The 20,520-nt window shown below is 43.6% G+C and carries 16 protein-coding genes; 9 read left to right on the top strand and 7 right to left on the bottom strand.

From position 1 onward, the window contains the following. Positions 1-178 precede the first annotated feature (178 nt). The 3 genes from R8O10_RS05190 to R8O10_RS05200 are packed head-to-tail and all read left to right on the top strand — an operon-like array spanning position 179 to position 5,248. On the top strand, positions 179-835 hold the full coding sequence (locus R8O10_RS05190; protein ID WP_021707693.1) for a TetR/AcrR family transcriptional regulator: 657 nt from the start codon (positions 179-181) through the stop codon (positions 833-835). Next, a complete protein-coding gene (locus tag R8O10_RS05195) occupies positions 822-2,150 on the top strand; it encodes an HlyD family secretion protein (protein ID WP_318191171.1) in 1,329 nt (442 codons plus the stop codon). The genes R8O10_RS05190 and R8O10_RS05195 overlap by 14 nt, the downstream gene beginning before the upstream one ends. Beyond that, positions 2,147-5,248: an efflux RND transporter permease subunit gene (locus R8O10_RS05200; protein ID WP_318191172.1), complete on the top strand. Its 3,102-nt coding sequence runs from the start codon at positions 2,147-2,149 to the stop codon at positions 5,246-5,248. Before R8O10_RS05195 ends, R8O10_RS05200 begins: the two co-directional genes overlap by 4 nt. Before the next feature lie 505 nt (positions 5,249-5,753). Here R8O10_RS05200 and R8O10_RS05205 read toward each other — a convergent pair. The 5 genes from R8O10_RS05205 to R8O10_RS05225 form a co-directional block, all read right to left on the bottom strand. After that, positions 5,754-6,593, bottom strand: a complete 840-nt coding sequence (locus R8O10_RS05205; protein WP_318191173.1) for a DNAase — start codon at positions 6,591-6,593, stop codon at positions 5,754-5,756. Positions 6,594-6,757: 164 nt separating this feature from the next. Continuing rightward, on the bottom strand, positions 6,758-7,606 hold the full coding sequence (locus R8O10_RS05210; protein ID WP_005387103.1) for a hypothetical protein: 849 nt from the start codon (positions 7,604-7,606) through the stop codon (positions 6,758-6,760). Positions 7,607-8,001: 395 nt separating this feature from the next. Next, entirely contained in the window at positions 8,002-8,268 is a 267-nt protein-coding gene (locus R8O10_RS05215; RefSeq protein WP_005373876.1) for a hypothetical protein, read from the bottom strand. A 324-nt stretch (positions 8,269-8,592) separates the two neighbouring features. After that, entirely contained in the window at positions 8,593-11,751 is a 3,159-nt protein-coding gene (locus tag R8O10_RS05220; protein ID WP_318191174.1) for an efflux RND transporter permease subunit, read from the bottom strand. 13 nt (positions 11,752-11,764) lie between these two features. After that, complete coding sequence (locus tag R8O10_RS05225) at positions 11,765-12,922, bottom strand: efflux RND transporter periplasmic adaptor subunit (protein ID WP_318071631.1); 1,158 nt, start codon at positions 12,920-12,922, stop codon at positions 11,765-11,767. Between the two features lie 518 nt (positions 12,923-13,440). Between R8O10_RS05225 and R8O10_RS05230 the strand changes: the two genes are divergently transcribed. After that, the gene (locus tag R8O10_RS05230) at positions 13,441-14,958 is read left to right on the top strand and encodes a phospholipase D family protein (RefSeq protein WP_222716441.1); all 1,518 of its coding nucleotides are present in this window, start codon (positions 13,441-13,443) and stop codon (positions 14,956-14,958) included. A 90-nt stretch (positions 14,959-15,048) separates the two neighbouring features. Further along, positions 15,049-15,636, top strand: coding sequence for a class I SAM-dependent methyltransferase (locus R8O10_RS05235; RefSeq protein WP_222716442.1), 588 nt, complete (start codon positions 15,049-15,051; stop codon positions 15,634-15,636). 54 nt (positions 15,637-15,690) lie between these two features. Here the strand turns inward: R8O10_RS05235 and R8O10_RS05240 are convergent, their stop codons facing one another. After that, positions 15,691-16,161: an ASCH domain-containing protein gene (locus R8O10_RS05240; RefSeq protein ID WP_318191175.1), complete on the bottom strand. Its 471-nt coding sequence runs from the start codon at positions 16,159-16,161 to the stop codon at positions 15,691-15,693. 200 nt (positions 16,162-16,361) lie between these two features. On the opposite strand from R8O10_RS05240, the gene R8O10_RS05245 reads away from it, so the two are divergent. Then, a complete protein-coding gene (locus R8O10_RS05245) occupies positions 16,362-17,207 on the top strand; it encodes a tetratricopeptide repeat protein (protein WP_005373890.1) in 846 nt (281 codons plus the stop codon). A gap of 13 nt (positions 17,208-17,220) precedes the next feature. Further along, positions 17,221-17,616: a DUF2391 family protein gene (locus R8O10_RS05250; RefSeq protein WP_005373896.1), complete on the top strand. Its 396-nt coding sequence runs from the start codon at positions 17,221-17,223 to the stop codon at positions 17,614-17,616. A 9-nt stretch (positions 17,617-17,625) separates the two neighbouring features. Here R8O10_RS05250 and soxR read toward each other — a convergent pair whose 3' ends face one another. After that, complete coding sequence (gene soxR, locus R8O10_RS05255; protein ID WP_005373898.1) at positions 17,626-18,060, bottom strand: redox-sensitive transcriptional activator SoxR; 435 nt, start codon at positions 18,058-18,060, stop codon at positions 17,626-17,628. 201 nt (positions 18,061-18,261) lie between these two features. Here soxR and R8O10_RS05260 point away from each other — a divergent pair, with 201 nt between their 5' ends. Continuing rightward, a complete protein-coding gene (locus tag R8O10_RS05260) occupies positions 18,262-19,470 on the top strand; it encodes an MFS transporter (RefSeq protein WP_042523295.1) in 1,209 nt (402 codons plus the stop codon). Positions 19,471-19,624: 154 nt separating this feature from the next. Further along, complete coding sequence (locus tag R8O10_RS05265; RefSeq protein WP_085569193.1) at positions 19,625-20,506, top strand: LysR family transcriptional regulator; 882 nt, start codon at positions 19,625-19,627, stop codon at positions 20,504-20,506. The last annotated feature ends 14 nt before the right edge of the window (positions 20,507-20,520 follow it).

Raw genomic sequence — 20,520 nt, forward strand, 5'->3', positions numbered from 1 at the left:
ACCGTTCTTCCTAAGTAAATACTTTTCTATTTGTTCAAAGAGCAGTTCTTTCTGCTCTTTTTTACTTCTCTTCATCACAAATTAATCACTTGATTAAATACTGATTAATTTTTCACATGTCGCATGAGAAATCAGCGTCTTATAATTAATCAAATGTTTAATATTTTGAGAGAAGATTGTGACGGAAGCACATCGAAGGGCGGGAAGACCCACAGATAATATCGACGCACGGGAAAAACTGATTTTCCACGCGCGCGAACTCTTCACCATTATGGCTTACGACAAGGTGTCTACTCGCCTAGTTGCGCAGAAAGCAGGTGTGAACGTTGCGATGATTCGCTACTACTTTGGCAACAAAGAAGGCTTGTTCGAGACCATGTTGCGCGAAACACTGTCACCGATGCAAAAGCAGATGCAGACGTTGGTATCCAACAGTAACGAGCAAAACTTTCTCGATCTAATGCGCACCTACTACCGCGAAATGATCAAGGTACCACAGTTCCCACGCTTAGTTGCCCAAGTTATGAATATGCCCCCATCGGAAACCCAACGCAAACTGCTCGAAAAAGTCTTCGCAGATATCAGCAAGCCAATGCAAGGCGTGATCTTTGATAAGTTGATCGACAGTGGCGTTTTACGAAAAGACGCCGACCCTCAACTTTGTCGCGTCTCTTACATCAGCTTGATGGTGTTTCCTTTTATGGCACCACCAGCACTGCTCGCCATTCATGGCATTGAACTTTCTGAAGCCTTCTTGAACCGATTATTCGAACACAACATACAACTGATGAAACATGGATTTTTAGACTCGGGCGACCAATATGAAGATAAATAAAAAGCTGCTGTTCTTTCCTACTCTTGCGGTGGGGGTCGTCATTCTGTTTTTGGCGATTAGCCTCAAACCAGATTTGCCCGTAAAACCCGCTGGAGATCGTGCACGGTTGGTCGAGACGATTCCACTTGAGCTCAAAGCCATTGCTCCAGTAGCCATAGGGTTTGGCAAGATCGCCCCAAAAGTCGAATGGAAAGCGATAGCCGAAGTGACGGGGAAAGTGGTCTACCGCCATCCGCAGCTGGAAAAAGGACAAGTGTTGCAAGCAGGGACAGAAATCTTGCGAATCGACCCACTCGATTACGAACTGAAACTGGTTCAAGCTCAAGCCGATCTCAAATCTGCTCAAACCTCTCTGGCTAAGCTGAACCAAGAAGAAGCGAATCTCAAAAGCACACTCAAGATAGAAGCCAACCGTCTGGTTATCGCCAACAAAGAGTTAGACCGTAAACAAAACCTACGTAAGAAAGGCTTAACCTCGCAATCGGATGTAGATCAGCAAGAGCAAAGCGCGCTCTCTCAACGTAAGTTAGTACTGGATATTGAAAATCAAATTGGTTTGATGCCGGATGAGAAACGAGTCGCGGAAGCCCTAGTTAAAGTTAATGCATCAAAAGTGGATGAGGCCGAACGCTCGCTTGATAAAACCATCATCACGCTTCCTTACGATTTGCGTATTGCTGACGTAGAAATTGAGAAAAAGCAAGTGGTTAACCTCCAACAAACCATGGTGACAGGACATGGTATTGATGTCATGGAAGTGGAAGCTCAACTGTCCATTCATGACATGCAAACTTTGGCTGCGAGCATCGGTGAGTTTGTTCGTGATGAATCTGGTATTCCACAACCTGATATGAATGCGATTCATGCCAACATTGAACTCAGCAGCGGTAACCTCTCTGCAAGCTGGCCTGCGAAAGTTGCACGCATCAGTGAAACGGTTGATCCAAGCCAAGCGACTGCCGGTGTGATTCTGGAAATTGAACAAGACTACCGTGCATTAAACCCAACCTCTGCGCCTCCACTAGTGAACGGCATGTTTGTGCGAGCCTTGATTGAGGGACAAGAGAACCCGAGTTGGGTCATCCCAGAGCGTGCGCTTCATGGCGATAAGATTTACCTGATGGGAGATGACAACCGTCTGCAAGTCGTGACGGTTGAAGTGTTATATCGCCGCAATAACCAAGTGGTGATCGATGGTGAACTAGAGCAAGGTCAGAAGCTGATCATCAACGATTTGCTGCCTGCGATTAACGGCATGCTATTGAAAGAGTCACCTGAACAGTCAGAAGCCACTATTGAGGAGTCTGATTCATGATCCGATTCTTCGCCAAGCATCCAACAGCAGCCAACTTGCTGATGCTAACGCTGTTGATATTGGGGATTTCTTCACTTTCCACGATTAAGCGTGAAACTTTTCCTGAGTTTGATCCACCCTACATCCTAGCTGGTGTGGTTTACCCCGGCGCTTCCCCTCAAGAGGTAGAAGAGAGCATCTGTATCCGAATGGAAGATGCTGTCGATGGCCTTGCCAACATTAAAGAAACTCAGTGTGAAGCGATTGAGGGTTCTGCGCGTCTTATCTTAAAACTGAATGAAGAAGCCGACATTGGGCGCATGTTGGTTGATGTTCAAACCCAGATCAACTCGATAAACGACTTCCCACAAGAGATTGAATCTCCTGTGGTCCAAGAGCTCGATTGGAACGAGCCAGTTGTGGATGTCGCCATCACCGCAGATACCACATGGCCAGAGCTAAAAGCGTATGCCGAACAGCTTAAACGCACGTTAAAAATCGATTACGATGTGTCTTTGGTTGAAGTTGCAGGCTTCTCTGACCACCAATACCGAGTAGAACTAGATACTCAAGCTATTCGACAACTTGGCTTGAGTGTTGGTGATATTGCTGAGCAGATTGGTCGTCAGAACGTCAAGTTGCCAAGTGGTAATGTCGAAACGCCAGATAAGAACTTTCTGATCCGCTTTGACGAACGACGCGTGACGCCAGAAGAGCTTGAGACTATCGTCGTGGGCTCTGGTCCAAATGGGTCAATCATCCGTCTAAGAGACATTGCGACGATTACCGACCGATTTGAATTGGACGAACAGAAAGTCCTCTTTGATGGTCACCCTTCTGCCCTACTAAAAGTCAGCAAAAACAAAGAAGACGATGCGCTGCGCATTAAAGAACGTGTTGCTCAATTTGTCGAAGAACAACAAGCCATCGCGCCAGACGGTGTGATGCTACACATGACCAATGACCTTTCATCCGTGCTTTGGGATCGCCTGACCATGATGGTCAAAAACGGTTGGCAAGGTATCATTCTGGTCTTCGCCACCATGTGGTTGTTCTTTAGTTTTCGCTACTCTTTTTGGGTCGCAGCTGGTTTACCTGTTGCCTTCTTAGGTGGGTTATTTTTGATGGCGCAACTTGGCCTGTCCATCAACATCATGTCTTTGGTCGGGTTACTCATGGCCATCGGTATCATGATGGATGACGCCATCGTTATTGCCGAATCGATTGCCGCTCACCTCGACCGAGGAGAAGAGATCGATGATGCCGTTATCAAAGGAGTGAAAAAGGTACTGCCAGGGGTAATTTCTTCCTTCCTAACTACGGTGTGTATTTTTGGTAGCTTGTTATTCCTGCAAGGTGAAATGGGTGCGGTACTTAAAGCAGTTCCTCAAGTTCTGATCCTCGTTTTGAGTTTGAGTTTGGTGGAAGCCTTCTTGATCCTACCTAACCACCTTTCTCATTCGCTACATAAACAAAAGCAAGAGCGAAAAACACCGAAGTTCAAACAAAAGCTGCTCGCTTCTTTTGAAAACTTTCGCAACACCACCTTGGTCAACGCAGTGGATAAAGTGGTCGAGTATCGCTATGCCTTTATGGGTGGTGTGGTTGCCTTGCTTCTTATCTCCGCTGCCACGTTAGTAGGTGGTTTGCTCAAGTTTCAACCCTTCCCTGAGTTGGATGGCGATATTGCAGAAGCGCGCATTATTCTTCCTCCGGGTTCTTCTCTGTCTCAAACGGAAGCTGTCGTCGATAAGATCGTCGCTTCCGCTCAAAAGCTAGATAAAGAATGGACAGAGAAAGTGGAAGACGGCAATCCATTGGTTCTACACATCACCAGTCAATTCAACGCTAACGCCGACGCGAATGAATCTGGCCCTCACATTGCCACGGTACGTCTGGATTTGCTGGGTGCAGAGAGTCGTAACACACTCATCGATGAATTTATCGATGCATGGCGTGAAGACATTGGTGAACTTGCCGATCCTATCTCGCTGGTATTTAAACAACCGACCATGGGGCCGGGTGGACGAGCGATTGAAATTCGAGCGAAGCATGATGAACTGGATGCGCTCAAAGCCGCCTCTATCGACATTCAACAATACTTAAATGAGTTTGACGGTGTCCATGGCGTGTTGGATGACATGCGTATGGGTAAAGAAGAAGTCTTGGTAAAACTGCGTCCGGGCGCAGAAGCTTACGGGATTAACGGCCAACTCATCGCCAATCAATTGCGTGCGGCTTTCTTTGGCCAAACCGCAGACGAGATCCAAGTTGGGGTAGAAAATATTTCCATCGAAGTTCGCCTCGATAAAGCACAAGCCGGTGACTTACAGCAATTGGCAAACTTTCCGATTATCTTGTCCGATGGCAGTCAAATCCCCCTCGCAACCATTGCGACTTTGGATTTCCAACGTAATTACGTAAGAATCCAGCGCATTGATGGCTTGAGGACTGTGAGCGTATTCGGCGATATCGACAATACGAAAGCCAACTCAACCGCCATTATTCGTCAGTTCCAACAGGATGAGGCGCCAAAGCTTATGCAAAAGTATCCTGGTCTTCGCTTTGATTTTGAAGGTGAAGCCAAAGATACCGCTGAAACTGGCGCATCAATGGGTAAAGGCTTCTTGCTTGGTTTGTTTGGCGTGTTTGCGATTCTGAGTTACCAATTCCGCAGTTATTTGGAACCATTCGTCGTCATGCTTGCGATTCCCCTCGCCTTTATTGGCGTGGTATGGGGACACATCCTACTCGGTCACTCATTAAGTATGCCAAGTATGATGGGCTTCGTCTCATTAGCAGGGATTGTGGTGAATGACTCGATTCTGTTAGTTCAGTACATACGCCATCATGTGGGTGAAGGGGATAATGTGCATGACTCGGTAGTCAAAGCCAGTCGAGAACGCTTTAGAGCAGTATTCCTAACATCAATGACCACTGCAGCAGGTTTGCTTCCGTTACTGACTGAAACCAGTTTGCAAGCACAGGTTATTCAGCCACTGGTTATCTCCATCGTGTTTGGTATCTTTGCATCCACTCTTCTGGTGTTGTTTATGATCCCTGCCGCGTATGCCATTTTAGCTGACTTCGGCCTAGTCCATAAGCATGAAGAGATCTAAAACGACTGATAAGTAAACTTATCAAAATGAACAAGAGCGACTTAGGTCGCTTTTTGTTCAACACCAACACGTTAAAAAACACAATCACTTAACAAACAGAGAGTTATTGTGTCTCATTAAGTGTGAATATGAACAGTTAAGGATTAAGTATGTTGAGTTTTATATAACCAAATCAAATAACCAACACAAGATTTATAATATGTCTTATTGTCAAAAACGGAATTTCACAGAGTAAAAATACACGTAGGCAACACATTCACAATTTAAACTCACGATAATGAAAACATTGATTGAAGAATTAACATTTTAACAATCATTACAACAATGTTAACTTTAGCCTCGTTGGTCGCGCTGGTGGTAAGCCTCTCACCAAGCCTATTGTCAGTTTTATATGGACGTTCGACCACCTCCAAAATGAATAGACACCCAATTTGGTGCCCTTTTTTCGCCCGTGAAAGCATTCTTCGCGGGCTTTTTTCTTTAAGTTAAGTATGAACGCTCTGGATCAACTTTTTTTTGTCAACCTTTCGGATTTGGAGGTAGTATGTGAATCAATAAGCGGAGACAGTGCTAGCAACTCTAAAACATTTTTTTCAAAGATTTCATCCGCGTGTCTTACCCAATCTAAAAACTTTTTTTGAGCAAACATAGGCTCGATTTCATATAAAAATTCAATACTAAAGTAAAACTCATTTTTGATAGGCAAATTGTACACTCTTCGATAGTCTTTTTTATACTCCAAATTTCCTTCTACATATTTTGAAAATGTATTTCCACCAATCTTGATATCTTGGCATTTGATTGGAGGGTAACCACGAAGAAACTCTCCTACAAGGAACTCTTCTTTCGCTCTCTTTTTTTCTTCGTTTATCGGGTCCATTCCCCAACGATGATTTGCATACGCAATGGCATCATTCATCAACTCTGTATGATCACCTTTTTGAGAACCGTCAGGTGACTCTACAGCATGATAAAAATCTACGTACTCTTTCTCTATAAATGAAGATAGTTGATTAACACTAGTAATATATTTATCTGAAGATTTAATCCTTAACCGAATATATAAGCTACCTTGTTTATTGATTGGTAATAGTGGATTTATTATTTTATTTTGAAAAGAGAAATAAATCGTGGCCAAGTTTATAAACTTTTCATGCCGCTCTACTTTTGAATCAATATTGAATCGTTGTAATTCAATAAAATCTTGGTATACATGACCTTCATATATATTGTTCGGACATTCAAATGATAGTACTAAGTCATCTATCTGGAATACATTATGTAACAAGTGTGCAAAATCTGGTTTCCCTCTAAACCCATCTTTAAAGATTTTGATAAAATTCATATTTATATCTCTTGTTATTTAAATATGTATTGATATTTGTGATAGGCTCTATACTAAATCCATTGGCTTTATATGCGCCATGGCGTACAAAGGTAAATAGACATCCAATTTGATTCATTTTTCTCTCATGGCTACATACTTTGCTAGCTTTTCTTGACGCTGTGTTACTCTGCCTTAGTTTTTTCGTTCAATCCCTTTACCGCTTTGGCTGTATACGAGTCGATGAGCGGAGACAAATCCAGTAATTCCAATACTTTTTTTTCAAAGGTTTCATCCGCACTTCTCACCCAATCTAAAAACTTCTGCTTAGCAAACATCGATTCGTACTTATACCAAAACTCGATGCTCAGGTAGAATTCATTTTTTATGGGTAAATTGTATACTCTTCGTAATTCACTCTTATACTTAAGATTACCTTCTGAGTATTTTGAGTATTTGTTTTTTCCAACTTCAACTATCTCACACTTTATTGGTGGATAACCACTTAAGAAACCTCTAATTAAATATTCTTCTTTTTCTCTTTTTCGGTGTTCACTTTCTGGAATTTCTCCCCATTGTTTATTCGCACGCTTAGTCAATTCTTTCATCAAGTCTGTATGATACCCCCTCATAGAGCCTTCACTTTGCTCCGGGGCATGATAAAAATCATAATATTCTCTCTCTAAAAATGAGGACAATTGACTAATATTATCAATATCTTCTCCAGTAGATTTAACCCGTAGCCTAATATATAATCCACCTTGTTTGTTAATAGGAAGCAAAGGGTTCAATATTTTCTTCTGAAACAAAAAATATACCGTAGCTAACTTTACAAACCTTTCATGCCTCTCTATTTTTGATTCAACATCGAACTGTTCTAAATTAACAAGATCCTGGTATACATGTCCTTCATATATGTTGTTCGGACACTCAAATGACAGCACTAAGTCATCTATCTGGAACGCATTATGTAATAAGTCAGAGAAATCCGGCTTTCCTCTAAAACCATCTTTACACATTTTAATAAAACTCATATGTCTATCTCTTACTCTTCAAATATGCATCAATACCTTTAAACGAACGCCTGCAATATGAGTTCTAATTCAAGTAAAGGTAAGCCACATACTAAGGTATTATGAAGGTCAAAAAGGAGATCGGATCTTTTCAAAATTTTAAATATCTAACATCACCTCCACTTTACTGAAATCTACACTTTTAAAAGTTACATCCGCTCCATCCAGCAATAGCTCATCAAACACGCCAACTATTGATAATAGGCTTGAGGATCTGATCTCCACCCATGAAATGAGAAACAAAAAAGCCAGCCTTAAAAGGCTGGCAAGTAGAGCAACAAGGTCAGTGCTTACTGCTAACTAACACCGAACTCGTATTGGATTCATTTTCGTCTGTTAGTCTCTTTTATCGGCGTTTATGACTTGCTTGCTTTCTCTTTGTGGCACGTTACCTTTACTAACTGTTCTTGCTCATCTTTAATGTTTTTCACGATACGCTCATCACGTGCGTGAATGGCATCCATGTTCATTTGCTGAATATCTGCTATAGCTTCATGTTTCATTTCAGAAAAGTCCTGACGTAAATCTGAGCTCCACTCCTCTTTGTCTAAAGTGTTAGCAGCAGCGATTGGTGATGACATTACAGCAATAAGACTTAGAGTAGATAGAAATACGCTTTTCATAATAAGCTCCTTGAGGATTAGCAGTTAATTTTAATTACAATTCATATATTGCACATACGATGCCAACTTTTATTTTGTTATTTTTCAACAACTTAAATAAAACCTCATATTCAACGTTATCTTCGTCTGGTAAATTTCGCTAACCAAGTGTCAAATTAACCATGCGAATTTAAAACATTAGAAACATACATATTAGAAATGCTTTGTCAGGCAGTTTTCTCATCAGATAATTACGTAACTGCCCACTAAAAAATCACTTTGAATCAAAATGCGGAAACAAAAAAGCAGCCCGAAGGCTGCTCCTAATCGTTAACATCAAGCTTGTTAACTCGATACGCTTGCTTCAACGCTCGACGTCACTGGCGACTTTCTGAAACGATTAATCAAACGATGGATAAACCTCTTAATCGATCTGAAAATATTTTTAATATCTTCAAGCATTAAATACAAACAAGACACCAACACTAAAGTCAGAACCGTTGCGTACAACACCGCAAAGCCCAAAGCGACAGCCATCGGTATGACAAAACGCGCCTGCAAACTCGTTTCAAACATTATCGGCAATACACCCGCAAACGTCGTTATTGAGGTGAGCGTGATAGCTCGAAAACGAGCACAACCCGCCTCAACAACCGCTTGTTTGATGTTCATACCCTTTTCTCTCACTTGGTTTACGTAATCTGTCATAACCAGAGAGTCGTTGATAACCACGCCAGCAGCGGCGATCAAACCAAATGTCGACATCATACTGATGTCTAAACCTAGCCAGAAATGGCCCCAAATCGCCCCCGTCAGACTAAACGGAATGACGGACATTACAATCAAAGGTTGGGTATAACTTTTTAACGGTACAGCTAACAAGATGTAGACGATGATCATGCCTGCAATAAAGAACAAAATCTGTTCATTACGCTGCGCAGCCTGCTCTTCAATATCACCGCCCAATTCTGTTTTCACAGTTGGGAAGGCTTGCTTCATGTCCGGTAAGATATTGTCGTCAATGACCTTCACGATTTCTTGAGGTTCAACCAATTCTTCGTCTATGGAACCATAAACATAAACGGTTTGATACCCGCCTTCACGTCGAATGCTACTCACGCCCGGCTGCTCGTTGATCTTCACCACATCACCTAGCATGACCTTCTTACCTGCTGGTGTTGTAATCACGGCGTAACGCAATGATGAGAATGCTTCACGCGTCAGTTGCGGGTAACGCACCATAACTTTAATTTCTTCACCATCACGAATAATGCGCTGTGCTTCGCCACCATAAAAGCTGCCACCAACTTGCTCTGCGATCATGGTGAGATCCAGACCGAGATCGTACGCTACAGGCGCAAGAGACAGGAGTACTTCTTTGCTTCCAGAATCAATAGAAGATGAAATATCATATAACCCTTCTTCCAGCTGTAAACGCTCTATCAAGTAACGCCCAGCCTCGTTGAGCTCATTGATGTTAGAACCAAACAACAAGTAGCCAAACTCATCTCTGTCACCACCACCCGCACTCTGCTCGCGGATTTTGATGCTCTTCATACCTGGAATAACAGGCATAGCTTCACGCCAACGTCGAGCCAGTTCAAATGTATTGAACGGGCGTAACTCTTCATCAACCAGAGGTACTAATACACGACCTTCGGTGCGGCTTCTGTTGTACGACAGCACATCACGAATCATTCCTTGACCATGTTCTGCAATGGTCTCAGATTCGATCTTTTGCATGACACGTTCAATAGTCTTGAGTGCACTGATTGTCTGCTCACTTGAAACGGTATCATTCATTTCAATAGTGATCGCAGGATAGTCAGTCGGCACTTTAGGGTTGGGGATCACCCGAACATAATTCGCGTTGATCAAAGCCGCGCTGATCAGCAGTAAACCACAGAACACCGCAAACACTGTCCAGCGCCAATGGGTGCATGTTGTTACAAAGTTCCGATATGGACCATTTACAAAACCAAAAAAACGTTGGTTAAATCGGTCACGCCAACCACCTGGTTTAACTGGCTTAAAATGAGTATGCGCAAGGTGTGCAGGAAGGATCAGCTTCGATTCAATCAAACTGAAGATCAAACACAGAATCACGACCCCCGCGATACCATAAAAGAAGGCACTATCAATACCACTAGACAACAAGAATGGTGCGAATACAGCAATCGTTGTCAGAACACCAAATGTCGCTGGCGTAGCAACACGTTTGACACCGCGTACCACGTTATCGACACCGCCGCCCTTTTCTTCGATTTCACTGTACGCACTTTCTCCCATGACGATGGCGTCATCCACCACAATTCCGAGCACCATGATGAAAGCAAACAGCGAGACGATGTTCACTGTAATACCCAAAGCTGGCATCATCATTACGGCACCGAGAAAACAGACAGGTAGCCCAATCATTACCCACATAGCCAAGCGGAAACGTAGGAAAATGGTCAGCATAATCGCGACTAATGCAGCGCCTTGCAGCAAGTTTTTCAACATCATGTCGAGACGCCCATTTAAATAGTAAGTCGTATCAACTAAGACTTTGAGCTTAACATCCTGCGGCAATGTCTTGTTTTTTGCTTCAATATAATTACGAACGGACTGTGCAACAGGGATAATGTTCTGGTCACGAGTTGCTTCAACAGACATGTAGATCGCATTCTGACCTGAGTATTCAAAGTAGCGCTCTTCTTCCGTAAAGCCATCTTTTATTGTGGCAATATCTTGCAACAGAACCTTTGCACCATTTGCGCCAAGCTTTACAGGAATATTTCTAAACTCATCACCACGGTAGTATTGGTTTTCAATCCTTACTGCAATCATCCCTGAGTTTGTTTTTACTTCGCCCGCAGAAAAGTTGGCTGAGTAACGGCTGATCGCGCTGCTGATATCGCTCAACGTCAGGTCGTATTTACGAAGAACAAGTGGGTCAACTTCAATCGCTATTTCTTCTTCTGGCGCACTCAGATACACCAGCATGACGTTTTCTAACTGAAGTAATTCATCTTCGATTTGCTTAGCAAGCAGTTTAAGCTCCTCGAGCGGTCGGTCCCCAACTAACCCCATTTCGATTACATCTTGGCGCCATTCAACTTGGTAGACATTGATTGGTTCCATACCCGCTGGTAAGTTAGACAAGGTATCAATACGTTGGTTTACATCATCCAAGACACGCTTGATATCGGCATTAACGTCTACCTCGATGGAAACATACGCGCTACCTCTAGAGGCCGTTGAGACTGCTTTTTTAATCCCGGTGACGTCTTTAATCGATTCCTCGACCTTAACGAGAATACTCTCTTCTATCTCTTGAGGAGAAGCGCCAGGATAAGTCGCACGAACATCAATGTAGTTCACCTCAATATTCGGAAACATCTGCCTTTGAATAAAGAGAAAACTCACCACACCCATGATAATGATGAACACCATCAAAAGGTTGGCAGCGACGGGATTATTCGCAAAATAGGCAATTAAGCCCTTTTGTTTAGTATCTTCCATGACATACTCCTACTTACTGTACGACGGTTTCGGAGTCGTCACTCTTTTTTGCGATTTGTACCGCCATGCCTTTTTGAGGGTACTCTGGTAAGGTCAGTACCAACTTATCACTTTGCTCTAAACCTTCGCCAACCAGCAAAAACTCACCTTCTGCTCTCAAAACCGTGACGGTTCTGGGTTGAAGTTGATTATCGCCATTCACCACCCACACGGTACGGTTTTTAACTAATTCCTGTGGCAAGCGGTAGATGTGCTTAAGTTCCTTACCAGTGAAGCTCACTTCAACGTAGGAGCCGAATTTAATTGGAGGCAGCTGGTTATCGACACCGTATGGGTCCGCGATTTGAATGACCATGTTAATCATTCGGGTAGCGCTATCAATCATGCCTAGATCACGAACTACTCGACCTTCTCTAGTGGTAGAAAACACACCTTGCTGCGTCACTGTCGCAGTGAGTTCACCAATGGATTCAGGTAAAAATGCACTATCAAAACCGGCAATGGGTACGTGCACCTCTGCCACTTCGATGTTGTTTAACGTGGCAACTCGAGAACCAGATGTAACAAATTGACCAACACCAATATCACGCTCAACAACCAGCGCATCGTAAGGTGCAACGACTTTGCAATTTTCTAACTCTCTTTTTGCTCGTTTGAGTGCCGCTTGAGCCGACTTCACTTGCGCTTGTGCGCTCAAAACGTGAGGCTTGCGTAAATACAGATCCGTCACTTGCTTATCGCTCAGTCTCTTTGCCTGACGTTTTGCCACTTCGGCTTTCGCTTGTTCCTCAATCAAGTTTGCGCGTGCACTAGCTAAATCGGCTTCAGCTTGTAAAACCGACGCTTCATAGTTGTCACTTTCAATTGTGAAAAGAACCTCTCCTCGTTTTACGATGCCACCCGTCACAAAATTCGGGTGCCAACTTGTAACTTCACCACTAACTTGCGCGGAAAGGTGTGTTTTTTCAAAAGGGACTAATTCACCGTGACTGGTAATCACCACTTTGTGATCGGTAGGAAAAAGAGAAGAAGCCTGAACAGTAGGCTCTGTAATTGCATCTTTGGTTGACTCTTTTTCCGGCGCAGTTGCGGCAATTGCAGCATATCCTGCATAAGAGCCTCCAACGACGACGAAGGGTAAAAGCCAACGTAATATGGGTTTTGCTAACATCGAAAATCCTTTTTTATTGTTGTTTTCAACACCACACTTTTATTCAGTCCATTGCTCCCGGTAAGCATGGTGGTGAGAGAATTGAATTTGAATAAACATCAAAGCGGCACTTGCCTAGTCTTTTAAGCAGCGAACTAGATAGTTATTGCCAATTCAAAGTTAATAAAATTAACAAAAAATTAACCAACTGCGCAAGTTGCTCTGACTTAACTTTTATTCTAAACAGCAAATGACATGCCAAGCATTTATTTATTAAAAATCATATGGTTATATAAAAATCATTATTTTATCCAGTGTGCTATTGGTCATAATCACCAGATATTAGTGATTATGACCAATACGGCCATAATGATAATTAAAATAAATGATTATCTGCGCTCTAAAAGTTGAACTTAGTGCAGGCTCTATGGCAATTCATTGATTAATCGCTCGTTATCAAACGGTTCTGGGTGCATGTGGCGTCAGCTTAAGTCTATAATTTGGAGTAGGTAACACTCTGTAAGACAAGGAAATGTGCTTTGTTACAAACGCTCGCCAAGTTGCTCTTCCCCTCGCTGCTCACTATTTTATCGGCATGCTCATCCGTATCGTTGAATGACGCCAGTGAAAAGTCCACCAGCTTTCAGCTCGGTTATCAAAAGGATTCTGTTCTTGCGAAGTACTTTGAAGCTTACGGGAGAGACCCTAAGTCCATTACTGGCTTTGCACCGTTAAATCAGGGACACGATGCCCTTCTTGCTCGAACCTCTTTGATCGAGTCCGCCCAGAAAAGCCTTGATCTTCAATACTATATTTACCGTGGTGACGAAACGAGTCAGCTAATAACGTGGCGCTTGTATGAAGCGGCAAAGAGTGGTGTTCGAGTAAGGCTGTTGCTTGACGATATGCAAAAGCGAAACGACGATGTGATGGCTGCCCTCAATGCACATCCTAATATAGAAATCCGCTTATTTAACCCGCATCAGTATCGCGACTCCCGTTGGTTCGCTCTTGCTAGCGATTTTGAACGCCTTAATCGTCGTATGCACAATAAGTCTCTGATTGCAGACAGTGTTTCCGCCATTGTCGGAGGTAGAAATATCGGCAATGAATACTTCTCTTTTGAATCGCAAGTTGAGTTTGGTGATTTTGATCTTCTGCTCTATGGTGAGGCGGTACAACAAACTGCCGATCAGTTCGACCTCTACTGGAATAGCGCCTATTCGATACCAATGGAATGGATTACACCGAATTCACAGCAAATTACCGACCAAGCGATTCAAAAGCAGGTCAATAAACTCCGGTTAGAGGAAAAGTTTTCAACCGGCCGCTATGACTTCACTCAACTGGATATGTACCAAGATCTAAAACAAGGCAAACTCAAGCTCTACTGGGGAGAAGCGAAAGTATGGTTTGATCTGCCCGATAAAGTCGCGACCCGAGAGAGCCAACTTATTGATAATTTAACGGAGCTGGTTAAAAGTGTTGAGGATTCATTTGTGCTCATCTCTCCCTATTTCGTTCCAACTGAAGTAGGTACTCAAGCATTAAGTAACGCGGCCAAGCGAGGCGTTGATATCACGATTGTGACCAATAGCCTCGCGTCTAACGATGTGTTTGCCGTGCATGGTTGGTACGCAAAATATCGAAAAGATCTACTCGAAGCTGGAATAAAGCTTTGGGAAGTAAAAGCGAGCGCGAAACTCAAAAGTAAGTGGAGCCTCACGGGGAGTAGCAGAGCAAGTTTACACGCTAAAGCAATGACGATTGATAACAAAACACTTTTCGTTGGTTCGATGAACTGGGACCCACGTTCGGCCGCTTTGAATACCGAAATGGCCGTTGTTATCGAACAGCCAGAATATGTGCAAATGTTTCTAGAACAACTGCCGAGTCAACTGTCGAGTAACGCCTATGCCTTAACTCTGCGCGACGGGGACATTGTCTGGACCGACGTAAAAACAGGCGAAGAATACGACTCCGAACCAGAAGCAGGAGTATGGCGAAAAATGGGCGCTTGGTTCTCCGGAATATTACCAATTGAAGATCAGCTATAACAGCTGCCAATACTACAAACCTCCCCAGTCAAGCAAAACAAAATGGACGCTAGTTTTGGGCAGGGGACACAACCAACATAAGGAAGTTCAATGCCAGCGCAATGGAATGAATACTATCAGAAAATTTTAAGCCAACCTCACCGCCCAAACGTGGAAAATGCCCTAAACCGACTTAAGATAGAAGGCAAAGTCGCTCTTGATATTGGCTGCGGAATAGGTCGAGACAGCCACTTTCTACTCGAACAGGGATTTAAGGTTCACGCATGTGATAGCAATGAAGATGCAGTAAAAACTTGTTTAACACGCTTTGAAGGTAATAAACGATTTTCGGTTTCGCAGTGCTGTTTTACTGAATTTAATTACCCTCAGTGCAGCTTGGTTATCGCAAATGCCAGTTTGTTCTTTTGCCCTGACACAGGCTTCAAACAAGTCTGGACAAAAATAGACAGCGCATTACAACCGGGCGGTATCTTCTGCGGCGATTTCTTGGGAGTGAAAGACTCCTGGGTTACCTCCGAAATGCACCCAAACATTACCGCATTAACAAAAAAGGAAGTGGAAAGCTTATTCGAAGGTTACGACCTCATTTCATTGCATGAAAGAGATGAAGGCGGGACCACTGTAGTCGGAAGCCAAAAACATTGGCACATGTTTAGTGTGACCGCTCGAAAGCGCTAAAAATGGTCTCTCAGTAAAGAAAGCAGCACTTCAAATCAGTGCTGCTATCAGAGATTAATTGACGGGATACACCACTTCAAAACGCTCTAAAACCAGCGCACGTTTCTCATGCCAATCGATGTTCAACTCATCGCATTCAGCTTTAAAAAATGCAGTATGAGCATCACGCCACCAGTTTAAGGTTCTATCACCTTCGCCTTCTGCGAAGGCAAACTCTGCGGTTACATCCTCATATTTGCATGTACTTACGTCAGTAATTCGTATCACGCAAACCGGGTCCCCATCCCAATTCGTCACTACTTGTAAATGACCGACTTGGGGCATGGTTTCACCATGTTCTCGATACCAAAGCTCCAAACTGCACGATGCAGTTTTCTGTCCAATACGAACCAAATCTGCGCATACATTCGCGTTGTATTCGTCGGCACAATAATAGTCAGCACTGACTGATGGTACAGCTTCCCTTTGTTCTGGTGATAATAATTCTAGGAATTGTTCTAAGTAATCCTTAGCTCGCGCGTCCATGCTCACTCCATTAATCATAAATTCGCAAGGAGGATAAAAGATATCACAACAAATAACCACCAGGAACAAACTGAAAAACAACAAGAATATGACTTCTACGTAGACGACTGTTATTTCTTTTGTAATAACTTTGCTAAACGTTTGTGCTATTTGCTATTGTTGCATGGTCTATCTGTACTCTTCTCGTGAAAGGACGTTATATGCGCTTATTTATTGGTATTTTTTTCTCGCTGATACTTGCCTTGCCAACAATGGCATCGGAGGAAAAGTATTCAGAATCGGATCTGTTAGATAGACCATTAATGGAACGCTATATTTTAGATGAACTAAAAGCGCTACGTCAGGACTATCAAAGCCTAGAAAAGCGAATGATCACAGAGATCACCGATCGCGAGCTAACGGTCGCAGATAAATCGTTGAACTATGCCAACGTGACCGTTACATACTTCTTCTACATCATTGCTGGTGTCGCATCGCTGATTGCCTTTGTCGGATGGCAATCTCTGCGCGAGTTTAAACACAACACCAAAGAGATGGCTGATAAACGATTGGAGAAGATCGCCCAAGAATACGAGAAAAAGTTTGTCGCCCTTGAGCGAGATTTAAAACGCAAAACTCGCATTATCAGTGAAAACAACAAAGAGATTGAGAAAATCAACGAGATCCATAACTTATGGCTACGTGCACAAAGCTCTCAAACTCCAGAACAACGTATTGAAATCTATGATGAAATCTTATTAATTCGTCCAGGTGATTTAGAAGCGTTGACTTACAAAGCCGACGCAGCGATGGAAATCAACGAATACCATTGGGCACTTAGCATTTGTAACCGCGTACTTGAAGTCGATTACACCAACGGCCCTGCACTGTATCAACGCGCGTGTGCATACTCTCGCCTTGGTATCGAAGAGCAAGCTATTGAAGACTTGGAACGCGCAATTGAATACAGCCCATCCATTCGTGATTTACTTGCCGAAGAACGAGACCTCGAATTGCTGCACGGTAATGAGCGTTTTGAAAAGCTCTTACATCTAGCAAGCGAATAATGGAATAAACAGCATGAGCAGCCACTTTAATCTAGAAGACGCTAGCCAAGTATTGGTTGGTGCTTTTGCCCTAGCAGTCCCGATCTCATTTTCGGAGGAGGCGTGGCGATTGGGTGAGAGCCTACCAATGGCAAACTTGCTCATGCTGTTAAGTCTTTCTGTCATTTTCCTCAGTTTTTTCGCGTATCAAAGCGTGTTTCAAAGCCACATCAAGAATCGCGTATCCATCTTTATTTTTCGTGTGGTTATCGCGTACCTCATTGCGGCCGTTGTGGTAGCGTTAGTTCTTTTCTGTCTTGATAAGCTGCCACTCATGAATGAGCCTTTGGTTGCGATAAAGCGCGTTATCGTCATCACAATGCCTGCTTCGATGGGCGCGATCGTAGTCGACAGTTTCGACAAAGAATAGAGATAATCGCTACTCTTCTTCTAACGTTAAGTTCGACCCCGAGTGGTCTTTCCCTAATACATCTTCTGGGTTTCGCAGTGCGCAGGTTTCTAACGACAAGCACCCGCAGCCAATGCATCCGCCTAAATCGTTTTGCAACGCTTTAAGTTTTTGAATCTTTTGTTCTAACTGTTCATGCCAATGGCTTGCCATTTCTTCCCATTGCGCTTTGTTAGGGGCTTGGTGTTTCGGCAGTTCATCTAACGCATGTTTAATTTCTTCTAACGACAACCCAACTTGCTGCGCTGCTTTGATCACCGCAACACGGCGCAACACACTGCGATGGTAGCGACGCTGATTACCTTGATTTCTCCAACTCGAAATCAGTCCTTTTTGCTCGTAAAAATGTAGGGCAGATACTTTCACTCCAGAACGTTTTGCCACTTCTCCTACGCTGATTTCCATCCTTGACTCCCTGTGTATCAATTTTGTTAAAAAAATGCTTTACCTCAAGTTTACTTGAGGTTTTAAAGTTGCACCATCTTAATTAACGCTAAACCCCGGCGATCTCAAGATAATGTGTTCAGCGCGAACGACTTGGTTGTTAAACACAAGACAGTTGGACATCAACCTTTTGAAATCCATCGGGAGTTAGAGGCAAACATAATGAAAAATAAAACTCAGCCGTACTTAGCTGGCCGCTTCTTCGACAGTATCTCCTCTGGCTTATTCATGATGGCACTGCCATGGGTCATGCTTTCCGAACCTAACATGGGTACATTCGTCGCTTTAGTTTCTCTGAGCTGCACCGCGATTTCTTTTCTAGCAACGCCTTTCTTTTCCACTTTAATTGACCGACATTCACGCAAAGTACTACTCGTGCTCAATCAATGGATTCAATCGGGTATGGCTTTGGTGGTGTTCATTGCTTATTGGTTAGGGTTCGAGTCACACTGGTTGCTGGCTTTTGCACAATTGGTGTATTGGGTTTCGAGTAATTTTGCATGGACGACCAACAACGCTTTCACCCAAGAAAATTATCAGCACCATGAGTATGCGAAAATTTCGGGTCAGCAAGAAATTGTAATGCAATCCACAACCCTCGGAGCTGGCGCGTTGGGTATTGTTTTGCTTGAAATGTGGGGTATGAAAGAGTTTGCTTTGTTTGCGGCCAGCGCCTCTGCGTTAGCAGCGATGTTCTATATTCTGACGCCTTATACCCAACAATTAAGGGCATCAAAATCCGTTGCTTTCATCGCGCAACTCAAAGAGAGCAAACAAATATTCCGTCTCGAACCCCGATTTTATGGCTTTATTCTGCTCTCTTGCCTCTCTTATCCTGCATTGACGTATTTGAGCAAACTGGTGCCGATTTGGTTTTCTGAACAAGGCATCTCTGGCGATTGGTTTGCAGGGTTCAACATCAGTTTTGGCCTCGGCTCGTTGCTAACCGGCTTTATTGTCACCAAAGTGCTAAGCCGTTCCTCCCATAGCCACATTATGTTCGCTTCGATGGTTATGGTCTCTTTTGCGCTTATCGGGATGAGTTTTGCGATGAGCCCGCTGACCATCTTATTGTTTACGGCGCTGTTTGGCGTATTTAACGCGCTAAATCGCATTGCGAGAGTCAACTGGATGCATCACACCGTAGCGGTTCATCAACGAGGTCGCGTCGATGGCGGCATCAGCATGTTTGCCACCACCATTCAATCTCTCAGTTACGTCCTGATTGCAATATTGAGTCATTACGAACTAACACAATACGGTTTTGCAATCGCAGCTGCTGTCATGGTATTAGCAGTGATTTTGATGGGATTACTCAGCCGAGACGTCGAGCCGTTTAACGACCTGCCCCTTCATGCAGCAGCAAAGTGAAGCATAGAAATTGAGAAGTTGAGAAATTGAAAAAGCGAGATAGGAAGGCAACCAACATCGTCTTCCTATTTTTTACGCCAGCACTTTTGCCTCTATCGCTTATCAGCAAGGTTGGGTATTCTGAGGTGACCAACATGAGCAGAGAGAAATCGCAGTGAACTTAAGGCAATTAGAAGTCTTTTACGCCATTATGCAAGCAGGAACGGTGTCAGGCGCGGCTCGCTTACTGCACGTTTCCCAACCTAATGTCACTCGAGTTCTCGCCCATACAGAACAACAACTGAGCTTCGCTTTATTTGAGCGTGTAAAGGGCCGTCTCGTTCCAACTCAAGAAGCCAAAGCCTTATTGCCAGAGGCTGAAAAAGTCTATCAACAACTCGGACAATTTCGCTCTCTGACCAACAAAGTCAAACAGGGAACTCAACATTTACGAGTTGGTGCTCCGCCTGTTTTGGCCGCACACTTGTTAACGCCGACTGTCGCGTTGTTGTCGAAAGAGCACAGCATCTCCTTTGAGCTCTTAACGGCCAATCGCGATGAGCTGTGCTCAGGTTTACTGAAACATGAATTGGATGTCGCCATTGCGTTCGGTGAAGAAACGCCACCAGCGATCATGGGACACATGTTATTAAAAGAAAACTTGGCGCTAATTGCCCCTAAAAGCGCAGCGATACCCACAGAAAAAACCGTCACTTTAGAAGAACTCATCAGTCACGATTTACCCATTATCGGTTTAGATAGCCGAGACCCTCTGGGCTTATTGCTGCATCAAACCTTATCGGCGCGTGACGAACATTATCAACATGCCATCACCGTCCGCAGCTACTCCGCGGCGGCTGAACTGGTGAAAAACGAAGCAGGATTCGCGATTGTAGACCCTTGGACTGCAAAACAATATCGCCAAGATAATGCCGTTTCCGTGCATGCTTTGGAGCCAAATATGTCCTTCTCCGTCTCTGTTTTATTCGCAGAGCACACACCTCAATCCATTGCGACAAAGCAATTTATCACCGCCCTAAAACAACAAATGGTTTAAAGGTATAACCTGAA

Origin of the sequence: Vibrio sp. 1727, assembly GCF_033344415.1 — a bacterium.
Classification (GTDB): domain Bacteria; phylum Pseudomonadota; class Gammaproteobacteria; order Enterobacterales; family Vibrionaceae; genus Vibrio; species Vibrio alginolyticus.